This window comes from Qipengyuania rhodophyticola (assembly GCF_042493225.1).
In the GTDB taxonomy this organism is placed as follows: domain Bacteria; phylum Pseudomonadota; class Alphaproteobacteria; order Sphingomonadales; family Sphingomonadaceae; genus Erythrobacter.
Genome location: NZ_CP170454.1, coordinates 1,046,786 through 1,062,482, shown reverse-complemented (window position 1 = coordinate 1,062,482; position 15,697 = coordinate 1,046,786). Strand labels below are relative to the sequence as shown.

The 15,697-nt window shown below is 56.5% G+C and carries 9 protein-coding genes; 2 read left to right on the top strand and 7 right to left on the bottom strand.

Features of this window, described 5'->3' with window-relative positions:
- Positions 1-12 precede the first annotated feature (12 nt).
- The 5 genes from gltX to rpoB form a co-directional block, all read right to left on the bottom strand.
- Complete coding sequence (gltX, locus tag ACFCXQ_RS05010) at positions 13-1,341, bottom strand: glutamate--tRNA ligase (RefSeq protein WP_379553685.1); 1,329 nt, start codon at positions 1,339-1,341, stop codon at positions 13-15.
- 187 nt (positions 1,342-1,528) lie between these two features.
- On the bottom strand, positions 1,529-2,257 hold the full coding sequence (locus ACFCXQ_RS05005; RefSeq protein ID WP_379553683.1) for a PEPxxWA-CTERM sorting domain-containing protein: 729 nt from the start codon (positions 2,255-2,257) through the stop codon (positions 1,529-1,531).
- Positions 2,258-2,564: 307 nt separating this feature from the next.
- Entirely contained in the window at positions 2,565-3,191 is a 627-nt protein-coding gene (locus ACFCXQ_RS05000) for a PEPxxWA-CTERM sorting domain-containing protein (RefSeq protein ID WP_379553681.1), read from the bottom strand.
- A gap of 296 nt (positions 3,192-3,487) precedes the next feature.
- Positions 3,488-7,834 carry a DNA-directed RNA polymerase subunit beta' gene (gene rpoC, locus ACFCXQ_RS04995; protein WP_379553679.1) on the bottom strand — a complete coding sequence of 1,449 codons (4,347 nt, stop codon included), beginning with the start codon at positions 7,832-7,834 and terminating at the stop codon, positions 3,488-3,490.
- Positions 7,835-7,924: 90 nt separating this feature from the next.
- Positions 7,925-12,130 carry a DNA-directed RNA polymerase subunit beta gene (rpoB, locus tag ACFCXQ_RS04990; RefSeq protein WP_379554544.1) on the bottom strand — a complete coding sequence of 1,402 codons (4,206 nt, stop codon included), beginning with the start codon at positions 12,128-12,130 and terminating at the stop codon, positions 7,925-7,927.
- Positions 12,131-12,765: 635 nt separating this feature from the next.
- Here rpoB and rplJ point away from each other — a divergent pair.
- Positions 12,766-13,281 carry a 50S ribosomal protein L10 gene (gene rplJ, locus ACFCXQ_RS04985; protein ID WP_379553677.1) on the top strand — a complete coding sequence of 172 codons (516 nt, stop codon included), beginning with the start codon at positions 12,766-12,768 and terminating at the stop codon, positions 13,279-13,281.
- 80 nt (positions 13,282-13,361) lie between these two features.
- Complete coding sequence (gene rplL / locus ACFCXQ_RS04980) at positions 13,362-13,742, top strand: 50S ribosomal protein L7/L12 (RefSeq protein ID WP_379553675.1); 381 nt, start codon at positions 13,362-13,364, stop codon at positions 13,740-13,742.
- A gap of 170 nt (positions 13,743-13,912) precedes the next feature.
- Here rplL and ACFCXQ_RS04975 read toward each other — a convergent pair whose 3' ends face one another.
- Together ACFCXQ_RS04975 and ACFCXQ_RS04970 are read right to left on the bottom strand one after the other, a co-directional pair.
- Positions 13,913-14,827 carry a DUF6683 family protein gene (locus tag ACFCXQ_RS04975; RefSeq protein WP_379553673.1) on the bottom strand — a complete coding sequence of 305 codons (915 nt, stop codon included), beginning with the start codon at positions 14,825-14,827 and terminating at the stop codon, positions 13,913-13,915.
- Positions 14,828-14,947: 120 nt separating this feature from the next.
- Positions 14,948-15,583, bottom strand: coding sequence for a hypothetical protein (locus tag ACFCXQ_RS04970; RefSeq protein ID WP_379553671.1), 636 nt, complete (start codon positions 15,581-15,583; stop codon positions 14,948-14,950).
- Positions 15,584-15,697 lie beyond the last annotated feature (114 nt).

Genomic DNA, 15,697 nt, shown 5'->3' with positions numbered 1-15,697 from the left:
GGAGCGGGCGCCTCAGCCCGCCGCTTTGCTGAGCCTTGCGCGCGCTTCCTCTTCGCCAATCAAGGGCAACAACTCGCCCATATCCGGGCCGTGATTCATACCTGTTAGCGCCTGCCGCAGCGGCAGAAACAGCTGCTTGCCCTTACGCCCGGTCTGCTCTTTCAGCGCAGATGTGAGCGCGCCCCAGGGGTCATCGCCCCAGGTAAGTGCGGCAAGAGCATCCGCCAGATAGGCGCGATCCTCATCGGTGAACTCGCACGCGTCGATTGGCCCCGTGACGAGCCGCCACCACTCGGCAACCTCGCCTACGGTAGAAATATTGGGACGCACCGCATGCCAGCCCGCCTCATCAATTCCCTCAGGCAAACGGTCCGCAACATCGGCAAAATCGAGGGCATGCACCAGCGCGGTATTGACGCGATCAAGCTCTGCATCATCAAACTTTGCCGGTGCACGGCCGAAGGTAGACAGGTCGAAAGTCTCAAGTAGCGTCGCCCTCTCAGCAATCGGCTCCACCGGCAGCGAAGTGCCCAGCCGCGACAGCAGCGCGATTACCGCTTCTGGTTCGATGCCGCCTTCGCGAAACGCATCACAGCCAAGCGAGCCGAGCCGTTTCGACAATTTGCCTTCCTTGCCGATCAGCAGCGCCTCATGCGCGAAGCGAGGCGCGACCGCACCCATCGCCTCAAACATCTGGATTTGCACCGCAGTGTTCGACACATGATCCTCGCCGCGCAGCACATCAGTGATGCCCATGGAGATGTCATCAACCGTGCTCGGTAGCATATACAGCCATGAGCCATCCGCCCGCCGAATAACCGGATCAGAAAGCTGGGCAGGCTCAAATTTTTGCGCGCCGCGCACGCCGTCCTCCCAAGTGATCGGTGCATCATGATCAAGCTTGAAGCGCCAATGCGGGGCGATGCCCTCGGCTTCTTTGGCTGCGCGCTCATCCTCGCTCAGCGACAGAGCTGCGCGGTCATATGTTGGTGGCAGGCCCCGGCCGAGTTGGACCTTCCGCTTGAGTTCCAATTCCTGCGCTGTCTCATAAGCAGGATACACCCGTCCACTTTCTTTGAGCTGCGAAAAGGCGGCCTCATAGCTATCGAGCCGGAGCGACTGACGTTCTTCAGAGTCTGGCGACAGGCCCAGCCAAGCGAGATCTGTTCTGATCGCCTCAACATATTCCTCTTTGGAGCGCTCAGCATCCGTATCATCGATGCGCAGCACAAACTGCCCACCAGATTGGCGCGCCAGCATCCAATTATGCAGCGCGGTGCGGATATTGCCGACATGAAGGCGGCCAGTAGGCGACGGAGCGAAACGTGCAATAGTTGTCATGACCGTCCCTATAGACTGTCCTGCAAGGATCGGAAGCGTTCTTGCGCGCGCTAGCAAATTTCAGGCCGCGAGAGGCATCGCCTTAGAACCAAGCGTGCTCAGAAGTTTGGTGAGCAACGAAAAAGGGCCGCGGAACCTCCGCAGCCCTCCCCCTGTTTGCCTTCCCTCGAAAGGGATCAGCAAATTCTTAGACGTAACGTACGCGCGTGGTCGTTTCCGGCTTGCGGCGCATCGCTGCACCCAGACCGAAGAAGCCGAGCAGCATCATTGCCCATGTGCCTGGCTCAGGAACACCGCCAGTGACTTGGCTCACATCGCCAATTGTGAGATCGTCGAAGCCGAAACGGTCACTGCCCGATTGTGCAAACGACACTGTGGTAAACGGATTGGCCGTATCCGTGATACCCCAGAAGAGCAGGCTGCCATCGTTTCCGCCAACGGTGTTTGCTACGGTGAACATGCGCTCACTAGCGAGGCCTGCATCGATCGTGATCTCGAGCGATTCGTTGACATCGCCAATGTCCGTTCCGTAAAAACCGAAGGCGGCAATTGCGGTATCGAAAGAGATTGTGAAGGAGTCGAACACGTTGTCATAATACTGCGAACCGGATGTCGCAAAAGTCCCAACGGTTGGGCTGCCCCGGAGGTTACCAGTACCTGTCAACGTCGCCGTGATCGGTCCCAGACCGCCATTGAAGACCAGCGGGAGCGGCGGCGCGCCAGTGGCAAGCCCTTCGAAATCTTCCGTGTTCACGCCTGCGGACAAGTTCGACAAAAAGTCGTTGCGCGCAGTTTCAGGATCACCCGATACAGCGCCGCCAGGGTTTTGGTTCTCACCAAAGAAGATAGTCGCAGCGGCATGTGCTGGGCTGGTCATCGTCGCCAAAGCGGCGCCAGCAAGTAGAAGTTTTTTCATCATAAATTCCCCGATTTCAAAGTCCAGTGCGCTCGAGAGACAGATGCCATTCCAGCGCGTGGTACGCCCCATTTATAGTTATTAAAATCCTAATAGACCGATTCGGAACCTAGTGAATGTACGGATGCGACATTTGCAACGTTCTCAGCCGGTTTGCAGAATATGTCCCGCTTTGGGTCAGTCTTCGCACAGTAGAGCAGCGCGAAATAGCTTTAAACGCAAAGGCTTACACAAAAGCCCCGCCAAAGCTTATGCTCGGGCGGGGCCGTTTTTTGTTCCGCTGAACAATCGTCAACTGAGATGCGTATTAGGCAAAGCGTACGCGTGTTGATGTTGCCGGCTTGCGGCGCATCGCAGCGCCAAGACCGAAGAAGCCAAGGAGCATCATTGCCCAAGTGCCCGGCTCAGGAACCGCCGACAGCGTAATCACGCGAATATAGTCACCTGGCGTGCTTGCCCGCAGATCTACGAATACCTGGTTGCCTGCAAAGGATGCAGAATCGTTACTTTCAAGGCCGCGCAGACCCGGGTTTTGATAGGTCACATTCGAATTGCCGAGAAGCGCATCCGTTGCCGACATTTGGCCGGTCGCCGTCAGGATCGCGAGCACGTTGCCATCAAAAGTGACATTACCTTCCATGGTCGTGCTGTTCTGCGGGTCAAAATAGACATAGTGGCTGTTGACGAATGTGCCTGCCGCAATCCCGGCCAGATCAGCCGTCAGCTGGAACCCCTGCACTTCATCAAACGCGAACAGGTTTGGCGATTGTTGTTGATTGTTGCCGACAGTGAATCCTGGCAGCGGGGTTTCCTGAACAAATACACCGCCTGAATTGCCGCCGGTCACGTCGCCCATCACAATCGCAGCATTCGCCGACGTAGCGCCAAGCGTCGCGGCGGCCCCTAGCAGGGCAAGTTTGGTAAGTTTTTTCATATTTTCCTCCGTTGTCCATACGCGTAATTCTCGCTCTGAATGAACGCGTTCTATGGTTGCTTTGCCCGAAGGAGGGTCCCACACGAAGTGGAAGAGCCGCTTTACATGCACCGGCTTTCTTATGGTTAATGCGGCACTAGGGGTCTTTGCGTAGCCGCGCGTGTACAGAACCGACACGAGACCCCTTTTTGCAGCCCTTGATCACATCTGTCCCAATTTGGGACAGTATAGCAAAGCCCCGCCGAAGCGCAGGCTCCAGCGGGGCTCTCAATATGCCACAATGTGACGTTTAGTGCTTACTCAGCGTCTTTTGGCGTATCAGCTTCCGGAGCAGCTTCTGCGTCAGGAGCAGCTTCCGGCTCAGCTGGCGCCGGCGAAGCAGCCGCCATAGCCGCAGCCATTGCATCCGCGTCCATCACTTCGGCTTCTGGCTCCTTCTCGGCCTCACCCGATGCAGCGAGCGCTTCCTGCTGCTTTTTCCAAGCAGCACGCAGAGCAGCATCGCGGCTAGAGGCGGTAACACGCATGCGGTTCATGCCTGCACCTGTACCAGCCGGGATCAGGCGGCCCACGATGACGTTCTCCTTGAGACCGACCAGCGTGTCCTTCTTACCCTCAACCGACGCCTGCGTGAGCACGCGTGTGGTCTCTTGGAAAGAAGCGGCCGAGATGAACGAACGCGTTTGCAGCGACGCCTTGGTAATGCCCAAGAGGATCGGCTGACCTTCAGCCTTCTTCTTGCTCTTAGTAAGCTTGGCATTCTCCTCGTCCATTTCCGCGCGGTCAACCTGCTCGCCCGGAAGCAGAACCGTGTCGCCGCCATCGGTGATCTCGACCTTTTGCAGCATCTGACGAACAATCGTCTCAATGTGCTTGTCGTTGATTTTCACGCCTTGCAGACGGTACACTTCCTGGATTTCGTCGACGAGATATTCGGCCAGAGCCTCAACGCCTAGAACTTCCAGAATGTCATGCGGGTTAGGCGAACCTGAGATGAGCGTATCGCCCTTCTTAACAAAGTCGCCCTCTTGCACGTCGATCACCTTGGTCTTGGGGATCAGATACTCAACGGCATCACCTTCCTCAGGAACAATCGCGATCTTGCGCTTCGCCTTATACTCGCGGACAAATTCAATCTTGCCCGAGATCTTGGCGATAATCGCATGGTCTTTCGGCAGACGCGCTTCGAACAGCTCAGCAACGCGCGGCAGACCGCCCGTGATGTCGCGGGTCTTAGCGGCCTCACGCGATGCACGCGCAAGAATATCACCAGCATCAACTGTTTGACCATCATCAACCGACAAGGTCGTACCCGGCGCCAGCATATAACGCTGTGCATCGGTTTCGCCTTCGTCATTGATGGATTGGCCTTCACCAAGCAGGGTCAGACGCGGACGAAGGTCTTCCTTCTTCTTCCGGCCTGTTGCGCGGTTCTCGGTCACAACACGCTGAGCAATGCCAGTGGCATCATCAACGCGCTCTTCCATGGTCGTGCCATCGACGAGGTCCTGATAGCGGACAACACCCGATTGCTCAGTGATGATCGGCAAAGTGAACGGATCCCATTCAGCAAGACGATCGCCCTCTTTCACCTTGGCACCGTCCTTGTGCATGAGCACCGTACCGTAAGGCACCTTGTGGATTTCACGCTCACGGCCCTGAGCATCGATAACAGCGAGTTCGCCGTTACGAGCCATCGACAGGATGCGCTTCTTCTTGTCGACGATGGTCGGCATGTCGCGGTAGACAACCTTACCGTCCGAAATCGCCTCAAGATGGCTGGTCTCGTTGAGCTGAGCCGCGCCGCCAATGTGGAAGGTCCGCATGGTCAGCTGAGTGCCCGGCTCACCAATGGACTGCGCCGCGATAACGCCGACAGCTTCACCAATGTTGACCGGAGTACCGCGGGCCAGATCACGACCATAGCAGGTCGCACATACGCCTTGGTCTGCTTCACAAACCAGCGGCGAGCGGATCTTGGCAGACTGTGTTTCAGCCGCTTCGATTTCGGCCACCATCGGCTCATCAAGCAAAGTGCCAGCCTTGACGATGAGTTCGCCAGTTGCTGCGTTAACAATATCCTCAGCCGTGGTCCGGCCCAGGATACGCTCACCCAAAGACGCGATGACCGAGCCACCTTGAACGATAGCGCGCATTTCCAGCGCATTGGCCGTCTTACAATCTTCCTCAACAATCACACAGTCTTGCGACACATCAACCAGACGGCGGGTCAGATAACCCGAGTTCGCCGTCTTCAGAGCGGTATCGGCAAGGCCTTTACGTGCGCCGTGCGTGGAGTTGAAGTATTCAAGGACGGTCAGACCTTCCTTAAAGTTCGAGATGATCGGCGTTTCGATGATCTCGCCAGAAGGCTTGGCCATCAGACCGCGCATACCGGCAAGCTGCTTCATCTGCGCTGGCGAACCACGCGCACCAGAGTGAGCCATCATGTAGATCGAGTTGATCTGCGCCTCGCGGCCATCCTTATCGATCGGCTGCGCTTTAATTTCGTCCATCATGGCGTCGGCCACTTGGTCACCGCAACGGCTCCAGGCATCGATCACCTTGTTGTACTTCTCTTGCTGCGTGATCAGACCATCCTGATATTGCTGCTCATAGTCAGCAACCAGCGTCTTGGTCTCTTCAATCATGCCGTCCTTACTGTCAGGAATGATCATATCATCCTTACCGAAGGAGATGCCCGCTTTAAACGCGTGACGGAAGCCCAGCACCATGATCGCATCGGCAAACAGCACCGTGTCTTTCTGACCGGTGTGACGATAGACCTCGTCGATCACATCGCCGATATCCTTCTTGGTCAGAAGGCGGTTGATGATGTCGAAAGGAACCTTGTGGTTTTTCGGCAGACATTCACCGATCAGCATGCGGCCCGGTGTGGTCACAAACCGCTTCATAGCGATCTTGCCCTTTTCATCAGCCTGCGGGACGCGGGCCATGATCTTGGTGTGCAGCGTGACAGACTTGGTTTCGAGCGCTTGGTGCACTTCGGCCATATCCGCGAACAGCGGCAGCTTTTCATGCTTCTCGCCCTTGGCATCGCCATCGACAAACTCAGGCTTCTTCTCCTGACGCTCCATCGAGAGGTAATAGAGACCGAGCACCATATCCTGAGACGGAACGATGATCGGCTTACCATTGGCAGGCGAGAGAATGTTGTTCGTGCTCATCATAAGCACGCGTGCCTCAAGCTGTGCCTCAAGGCTCAGCGGGACGTGAACGGCCATTTGGTCGCCGTCAAAGTCAGCGTTAAACGCGGCACAGACAAGTGGGTGAAGCTGGATCGCTTTACCTTCGATCAGAACCGGCTCAAACGCCTGAATGCCAAGACGGTGAAGCGTTGGCGCGCGGTTCAGCAGAACCGGATGCTCGCGGATCACTTCGTCAAGGATGTCCCAGACTTCCTTGCGCTCTTTCTCGACCCATTTCTTGGCCTGCTTGAGAGTCATTGACAGACCCTTCGCATCAAGACGGGCGTAAATGAACGGCTTGAACAGCTCGAGCGCCATCTTCTTAGGAAGGCCGCACTGATGCAGTTTCAGCTCAGGGCCGGTCACAATGACCGAACGACCTGAATAGTCGACGCGCTTACCGAGCAGGTTCTGACGGAAGCGCCCCTGCTTGCCCTTAAGCATGTCAGAAAGCGATTTCAGCGGACGCTTGTTCGCGCCGGTGATCACGCGGCCACGGCGGCCATTGTCGAACAGCGCATCAACCGATTCCTGAAGCATGCGCTTCTCGTTACGGACAATGATGTCAGGCGCGCGCAGCTCAATCAGGCGCTTCAAACGGTTGTTACGGTTAATCACGCGGCGGTAAAGATCGTTGAGATCGGACGTCGCAAAACGGCCACCATCGAGCGGCACCAGCGGGCGCAGCTCTGGCGGAATGACCGGCACAACTTCAAGGATCATCCACTCTGGACGGTTGCCAGATTCGATGAAGCTCTCAACCACTTTGAGGCGCTTGATGATCTTCTTCGGTTTGAGCGTCGACTTGGTCGTCGCCAGCTCTTCGAGCAGATCTTCGCGCTCTTGCTCAAGGTCGAGATCCATCAGCATGATCTTGACTGCCTCAGCGCCAATTCCGGCACTGAATGCGTCTTCACCGTACTCATCTTGTGCTTCGAGCAGCTCGTCTTCGGTAAGAAGCTGGAACTTCTCCATGGGTGTGAGGCCAGGCTCCGTAACAATGTAGCTTTCAAAATAAAGCACACGCTCAAGCTGTTTCAGCTGCATATCGAGCAGCAGGCCAATGCGCGATGGCAGTGATTTGAGGAACCAGATGTGCGCGACAGGCGCGGCCAGTTCGATGTGCCCCATCCGCTCACGGCGAACCTTCGTCACAGTCACTTCAACGCCGCACTTCTCGCAGACGACGCCCTTATACTTCATGCGCTTATACTTGCCGCACAGGCACTCATAGTCCTTTACCGGGCCAAAGATCCGCGCGCAGAAAAGACCATCGCGCTCAGGCTTGAACGTCCGGTAGTTGATCGTTTCCGGCTTCTTAATCTCGCCGAAAGACCACGAACGGATGCGCTCTGGCGAGGCAATGCCGATCTGGATTTCGTCAAAAGTCTCTGGCTTGGCCAGCTGGTTGGTGAATTTTGTCAGTTCGTTCATGACTGTGTTCCCATTTTCCCGCTTTGGGCGGGTGAAATTCATTCGGTAGAGCGGTGAGCGAGGCCGCGGGCTTAGCCGCGGCCCACGTTCTTACTCCGCCGCGATCTGCATACCGTCGTCGTCTTCCTCGCCGTCAGACAGCGAGGTGAGTTCGACATTCAGGCCAAGGCTCCGCATTTCCTTCACGAGCACGTTAAAGCTCTCTGGAATGCCCGCCTCGAAGGTATCGTCGCCCTTGACGATCGCTTCATAGACCTTGGTCCGGCCGATCACATCGTCCGACTTAACGGTGAGGATTTCCTGCAGCGTATATGCCGCACCGTAGGCCTGAAGTGCCCAGACCTCCATCTCACCGAAGCGCTGACCACCGAACTGCGCCTTACCACCCAGCGGCTGCTGCGTGACGAGCGAGTATGGTCCGATCGAACGGGCGTGGATCTTGTCATCGACCAAGTGGTGCAGTTTGAGCATGTAGATAATGCCCACTGTCACGCGGCGGTCGAATGCCTCACCCGTGCGGCCATCAAACAGGATCGACTGGCCTGAGCTATGCAGGCCGGCCTTTTCCAGCTCAACGGTAACATCGCCTTCGCGGGCGCCGTCAAACACCGGCGTACCCATTGGCACACCTGCACCCAGATTACCGGCCAGCTCGACAATGTCCTCGGTCGAACGTGCGTCGAGCGCATCGTGATACTGCTCGCCGTAAACTTCCTTCAGACGGTCCATGACCGCTTCGGGAGGTTTAGCCTTCGCATAATCCTCCGCTGCATCGGGGTTCGCCCGCTTCCACTCGGTCAGAGCGTCGGAAATCTGGTGACCCAGATTGCGTGCCGCCATGCCAAGGTGCGTTTCAAAGATCTGCCCTACGTTCATCCGGCTCGGCACGCCGAGCGGGTTGAGCACAACATCAACCGGCGTACCGTCCTCGAGGAATGGCATGTCTTCGACCGGAAGGATCCGGCTGATCACACCCTTGTTCCCGTGGCGGCCAGCCATCTTATCGCCCGGTTGCAGCTTACGCTTCACCGCGACGAAGACTTTGACCATTTTCAGGACGCCCGGTGCGAGTTCATCGCCGCGCTCCAGCTTTTCCTTGCGGTCTTCAAACTTGGCGTCGATCAGGCCAACGGCATCGTCATACTGGCTCTTGACCGCTTCGATCTGAGCCTGACGCTTGTCATTGGCGACAGCGAATTTGAACCATTCGTGCTTCTCGATTTCAGCCAGAACGCTCTCAGTGATCTTCTCGCCCTTCTTCGCGCCCTTCGGCACAGCAGAAGAGGTCTGACCCACCAGCATATCGCGCAGACGGTTATACGTCGCCCGGTTGAGAATTGCGCGTTCGTCCTGGCTATCCTTGCGCAGACGCTCGATCTCTTCGTTTTGGATCGCGCGCGTACGGTCATCGATCTCGATACCGTGACGGTTGAAGACGCGAACCTCGACCACAGTGCCCGCAACGCCCGGCGGCAGGCGCAATGAGGTGTCACGTACATCGCTGGCTTTCTCGCCAAAGATCGCGCGCAGCAGCTTTTCTTCCGGCGTCATCGGGCTTTCACCCTTAGGCGTGATCTTGCCCGCCAGAATGTCGCCCGGATGCACTTCGGCACCGATGTAGACAATGCCCGCCTCATCGAGGTTGCGCAGTGCTTCCTCGCCGACATTGGGGATGTCGCGGGTGATGTCTTCAGGGCCAAGCTTTGTATCGCGGGCCATGACTTCAAACTCCTCGATATGGATCGAGGTGAAGACGTCATCCTTCACGATACGCTCTGAAATGAGGATCGAATCCTCATAGTTATAGCCATTCCAAGGCATGAAGGCGACGAGGCTATTTTTGCCCAGCGCCAGCTCACCAAGGTCAGTCGATGGACCGTCCGCAATAACATCGCCCGGCTCAACCGTTTCACCAACCTTCACCAGCGGGCGCTGGTTAATGCAGGTGTTTTGGTTGGAGCGTTGGAATTTCTGCAATGAGTAAATGTCCACGCCGGATTGGCCCGGCTCAACATCACCGATTGCGCGGATCACGATGCGGGTGGCGTCGACCTGGTCAACAATGCCGCCGCGTGTCGCGGTGATCGCAGCGCCGGAATCGCGCGCCACTGTTTCTTCCATGCCAGTGCCGACCCAAGGCGCTTCCGCCTTGACCAATGGCACGGCCTGACGCTGCATGTTCGAGCCCATCAGAGCGCGGTTAGCGTCATCGTTTTCCAGGAACGGGATGAGCGAGGCCGCAACCGACACAAGCTGCTTTGGCGAGACGTCCATCAGCGTGACCTGGTCACGCGGCGCCATGAAGTAATCGCCGTTCTGACGGGCAGAGACGAACTCCTCAACAAAATGTCCCTTGGCATCCAGCTCAGCCGAGGCCTGGGCCACTGTATGCTTTTGCTCTTCCATCGCAGAGAGATACGTCACTTCGCTGGTGACCGCGCCGTCTTTGATCTGGCGATACGGCGTTTCAATAAAGCCGTATTTATTGACCCGGCTAAACGATGCCAGCGAGTTGATCAGGCCGATGTTCGGGCCTTCCGGCGTTTCAATCGGGCAGATCCGGCCATAGTGGGTTGGGTGAACGTCGCGGACTTCAAAGCCAGCGCGCTCACGCGTTAGACCGCCTGGGCCAAGCGCCGAAACGCGGCGCTTGTGCGTAACTTCCGACAAAGGATTGGTCTGATCCATGAATTGCGACAGCTGCGAAGAGCCGAAGAATTCGCGAACCGCAGCAACTGCCGGCTTCGCATTGATCAGATCGTTTGGCATCACTGTCGAAACATCGACCGAAGACATACGCTCCTTAACAGCACGCTCCATGCGCAGCAGGCCAACGCGGTACTGGTTTTCCAGCAGCTCACCGACCGAGCGGACCCGGCGATTGCCAAGGTTATCGATATCATCGACTTCGCCCTTGCCATCCTTCAGATCGACCAGCTCCTTGACCACAGCAAGGATGTCTTCCTTGCGCAGCGTGGTGACTGTGTCTTCCGCGTCGAGCTCGAGACGCATGTTCAATTTCACGCGGCCAACCGCAGAAAGATCATAACGCTCACCGTCGAAGAACAGGCCTTCGAACAGCGCTTCTGCGGTTTCCTTGGTTGGTGGCTCGCCCGGGCGCATGACCTTGTAGATCGCTTCCAGACCTTCATCACGGTTCTCAGCCTTGTCGACTTTCAGGGTGTTGCGCATCCATGGGCCGGTGGTGATGTCATCAATGTCGAGCAGTTCGATCCGGTCGACACCAGCCGCATCGAGAACTTCGAGGTTCTCCGCGCCAACTTCGTCGCCAGCTTCGATGTAAATCCGGCCGGTTTTCTCATCGATCAGGTCGCGGGCTGCGAAATGGCCAAATACTTCATCAGCCGGCAGCAGCAGGTCTTTAACGCCGTCTTTCGCAGCTTTGTTGGCTGCGCGCGGGCTGATCTTCTGACCAGCGGGGAAGATTTCCTCGCCAGTTTTCGCATCGACCAGTGCAAAGGCAGGCTTCTGGCCGCGCCATACTTCTGGATCGAATCCGATTTTCCAGCCGCCAGCATCGTCACCGCCTTTGCCAGCGACACGCTCCCACTCCACTATGTTGTAGAAGTGGTGAAGGATCTCTTCACTATCGAGGCCCAGCGCATAGAGCAGCGCAGTGACCGGCAGCTTACGCTTACGGTCGATCCGGACGTTGACGATGTCCTTGGCATCAAACTCAAAGTCGAGCCAGCTGCCGCGATATGGAATAATACGCGCAGCAAACAGCAGCTTGCCTGAGCTGTGCGTTTTGCCGCGATCGTGATCAAACAGAACGCCCGGCGAACGGTGCATTTGCGACACGATAACGCGCTCAGTGCCGTTGATAATGAAAGTGCCATTATCCGTCATGAGCGGCATGTCGCCCATGTAAACGTCCTGCTCCTTAATATCGAGGACAGAGCGCGTTTCGGTCTCTTGGTCGACCTCAAACACGATCAGGCGCAGCGTCACTTTCATCGGCGCAGCATAAGTGATCCCGCGCTGCTTACACTCAGTGGTGTCGTGCTTGGGGTGCTCTAACTCGTAATGAACGAAGTCAAGCTCTGCGGTCCCGGCAAAGTCGCGGATCGGGAAGACACTGCGCAGCGTCTTTTCAAGGCCCGACACATAGTCGATCTCTTTATTGGAACGCAGGAACTGCTCATAGCTCTCGCGCTGAACCTCAATCAGGTTCGGCATATCGACGACTTCGTGAATGTCGCCAAAGATCTTGCGGATGCGCCGCTTCGCGGTGCCCGATGAGGCGCTCTTAGGAGCTTTCGCCTTGGTAGCCATAAGGTAAAACGTGCCTTTTGCTGCTCGCCAGACGCGCTGCGCATCTGGCCGAATGATCATGTTTTAAACGCATGAGAGCCCACACCCGGAAGACGCAAAAACGCCGCAACGTACTGTACCACCGGAACCGTTGGCCTGTTGCAGCTCAATACAGCGTCGCGAATATGGTAATCGCCACTTCCAATCCTGGGACCGATCCTACGCGCACGGATCAGACTCGCTCGAAGTATGCGGTTGCGAAGAGCATGTAGAAAGAGTGCGCAGGCGCGTCAACAGGGATATTTGCGCAGGTTTGAATGACCACGCTTCCCCTCGCTCTTTGCGATGAGGACCAGTTTTGCTTGACTCAACGGCCCATGAAGCTAATGGCGCGCTTCGGTTGAAGAGCCCTCGGGCTTTTTGATCATCCGTCCGAGACAGTTGGTGGAAGCAATTGGGCTTTCTTAATTTCCAGCCTAGACGGGGAAAAGAGATTTTCACGGGCCGCTTCTAAGTCGCCCGTATTGCATGCCACAAAGTGGGCGTGCCTCCTTCCCCATCAATGGACTTTTGCCAGCGGCGATTAGCGTCGCTGGGAAACACGAGCCGGTCGTGCGCGGATGCTTTCACGCGCGGCCATGTAGAAGGAGTATGGCATGGATCGTTCGCAAAAAGCCGATGCGGTTGCCCAGCTCAATGCAGTCTTTGGAGAGAGCGGCGTGGTCGTTGTCACGCGCAATCTCGGCCTGACGGTGGCACAGTCCACTGAATTGCGTTCAAAGATGCGTGAAGTTGGTGCGACTTATAAGGTTGCGAAAAATCGCCTCGCCAAGCGTGCTCTTGAAAACACCGATTACACCGGCCTGGAAGAATTCCTGTCCGGTCCTACCGCCCTCGCCTATTCCGAGGATCCGGTTTCAGCTGCTAAAGCTGCGGTGGAATTCGCCAAGACCAATGACAAACTTGAAATTGTTGGTGGTTCTATGGGCACGCAGGTTCTCGACCAAGCTGGGGTCAAGGCACTTGCCTCGATGCCAAGCCTCGATGAGCTGCGCGGTAAACTTGTGGGTCTGATGAACGCACCGGCAACCAAGGTTGCTCAGGTCGTCAACGCACCTGCAAACAAGCTCGCTCGCGTCTTCGGTGCCCAAGGCGCCAAAGAAGCAGCGTAAGCGGTTTTTCCATTACGAAGCAAATGCATTTGGGGCTGACCGCATAATCCGGCACCCCGCACAAATTGGAGTGATACATTATGGCTGATATTGCCAAACTTGTTGAAGAACTTTCGAAACTGACCGTCCTGGAAGCCGCTGAGCTGGCGACTGCTCTTGAAGAAGAGTGGGGCGTTTCTGCCGCGGCTGCTGTTGCGGTCGCTGCACCTGGTGCTGGCGGCGGCGACGCGGGCGGTGCTGCTGAAGAGAAAGACGAATTTGACGTCGTTCTCACCGGCGACGGCGGCAAGAAAATCCAAGTCATCAAAGAAGTCCGCGCCATCACTGGCCTGGGTCTCGGCGATGCGAAGGCTCTCGTTGAAGGCGCACCTAAGCCACTTAAGGAAGGCGCGTCCAAGGCTGAAGCTGAGGAAATCAAGACCAAGATCGAAGCCGCTGGCGGCACGGTCGAACTCAAGTAATTGGGTTTTGCGGGTTGCTTGAGCCAAGGCTCAGGCGATCTTGTGGCAAGTTTTGCAGGTGTCTTGAAGCGCCTGCAGATGGAAGGGCGGTATCGCAAGATGCCGCCCTTTTTCATTGGAGATAGGGTCGGCTGAGTGGCCCCGCCAAAAAGCGAACACCCTCCAAATAGTCAGCCTTTATTGCCCATCGATTTTCCTGCGACGAAAGCCAAACCAAGACCGGCAACTGCTGCACCGGCAATGCCGAGATAAGTCGGCATATCGCTTGGCCCTGCGTCGCCAGCTTGCTCTCCAGTCTCAGTCGCCATCGCTAGCTTGGGATCATCCTCAGAGACTGTCGCATCGCTCGCATCAGCTCCAGCACGTGGCACAAAACCGTTCTCAGTGAGCCTCATCAGCGAAAGGTCAAGACCGCTAGCCTTGGCACCTTTCTTGGTAGCATTGGCAAGCTCTTCAAGCTGGGCTGGATCACCCTGTCTTTCATTGAAAGCGCGCGACAGAAGCATCGCTTGAAGCATCAACGCCTCGGCATATTCCTGACGGTCCGCATCACTCGCATTGGCAAAATCTGGTGTCGCCGCGATAGCGTTGCGGGTCTGTTGCCTAACCGCAGCTACCGTGGATGCGCTGGGCTGCTTACCAGTCTTGTTTGCTGCCGACCACGCATTGACCCACCACATCGCATAAGCGTCAGCGACATTGTGCGGATCGAGTCCAAAACCGCGCATCGCCCCGCCGATTTCCTCGATGATCGTGGGCTGTGCCGCAATCATATTCTGCAAATCTGCTCGACCAGCAGCCTCTGGCGTGCGTTCGACAAACCTGCGCAAATTTTGCTGAGTACGCGCTTTGTCATTGCGGTAGGAAAAGTCAGTGCCAGCGACATCAATCGAGGCAGGTGGCGTAAGGTTCAACGGTACGCCAGCTGTTTGCGTGTTATTCTCCAAGGCGATACTCACCGGATCGTATCCGCCCAGTTGCGGGGTCCAGTTTTGCATGAAACCATTCGCCATTGCCGCTGGTGCCGCAAAAACAGCCGATAAGAGTAAGATGCTTGAGATGATCAGGTTGCGTAGAATTTGCATCCGGTGCGCTCCTTTATAATTCGCGCTGTGCATGCCCCTGTTATATAAACAATTACAGCAAAACAGGAGACAGCACAAGCTGCCTCCTGTTCGCGTTTGAGGTTTGAAGACTAGCCGGAATTACTGTTTCCGAGCCATTGCGCTGAGGCCTTCGCCGATCGTCTTGATGACAGTGCTGGTGGTGTTCATCAGGAAGGAGAATTCCTGACCAGCGACCTGCAGATCAGTTGACAGGGAAACGGACTTGTTCTTGCCTTGCTTGTCGAGCTTCTGCGCCAGACGGTCCATGTCTTCGACCTTCTGATCAAGTACTTTGGCCATGCTGTCCGCAATCACCTGGAGCCAGCTGCGACCCTTGCCCCGGCGGCTTGCGCTTTCAGATTCTCTCTCGCCCTGCTTGATAGCTTCCGCGAACTTCTCAATGATCTCATTGACGTCAGTTGTCGCAGCACTGGTCAGCTGAGCGGTATCACGTGGGCTTAGATTGAACTGATCCGCCATACCGTTGACCGCCTCAGCGATATTTTGCCGTGCCAAACCAGGCATGCCAGCGCTTTGTGCGAATGATGCCTGCGCCATGTCGATCATGGGCTGCGGCAGTCCGAGCCGCTGGCCCAATTGCTGGATCGCGTTCATCCCAATCTGTGCGCCGATAGTGCGCATTGCGAGGCTAGCCCAACCGGCGGGCCCCATTGCAATCTGCATCAGGCTGACTGGGTTTACGAGCGAACGGGCGAGACCACCAAGACCAAACATAACAAAACTCCTTTTTACCGAAGACGGGCTGAAAGTGCATTCGTCTTGGGAAGTGTTGTGACGCCTCTTGGTGAGTCGCAGTATCAGCAGAATGCATAGAACCCCTCTGCAAAA

What these genes read in the sequence shown, in the direction of transcription:
- ACFCXQ_RS05000 (WP_379553681.1), bottom strand. Translation starts at nt 3,191, where the DNA reads ATGAAAAAACTTACCAAACTTGCCCTGCTAGGGGCCGCCGCGACGCTT.
- rpoC (WP_379553679.1), bottom strand. Translation starts at nt 7,834, where the DNA reads ATGAACGAACTGACAAAATTCACCAACCAGCTGGCCAAGCCAGAGACT.
- gltX (WP_379553685.1), bottom strand. Translation starts at nt 1,341, where the DNA reads ATGACAACTATTGCACGTTTCGCTCCGTCGCCTACTGGCCGCCTTCAT.
- rpoB (WP_379554544.1), bottom strand. Translation starts at nt 12,130, where the DNA reads ATGGCTACCAAGGCGAAAGCTCCTAAGAGCGCCTCATCGGGCACCGCG.
- ACFCXQ_RS04970 (WP_379553671.1), bottom strand. Translation starts at nt 15,583, where the DNA reads ATGTTTGGTCTTGGTGGTCTCGCCCGTTCGCTCGTAAACCCAGTCAGC.
- ACFCXQ_RS04975 (WP_379553673.1), bottom strand. Translation starts at nt 14,827, where the DNA reads ATGCAAATTCTACGCAACCTGATCATCTCAAGCATCTTACTCTTATCG.
- rplJ (WP_379553677.1), top strand. Translation starts at nt 12,766, where the DNA reads ATGGATCGTTCGCAAAAAGCCGATGCGGTTGCCCAGCTCAATGCAGTC.
- rplL (WP_379553675.1), top strand. Translation starts at nt 13,362, where the DNA reads ATGGCTGATATTGCCAAACTTGTTGAAGAACTTTCGAAACTGACCGTC.
- ACFCXQ_RS05005 (WP_379553683.1), bottom strand. Translation starts at nt 2,257, where the DNA reads ATGAAAAAACTTCTACTTGCTGGCGCCGCTTTGGCGACGATGACCAGC.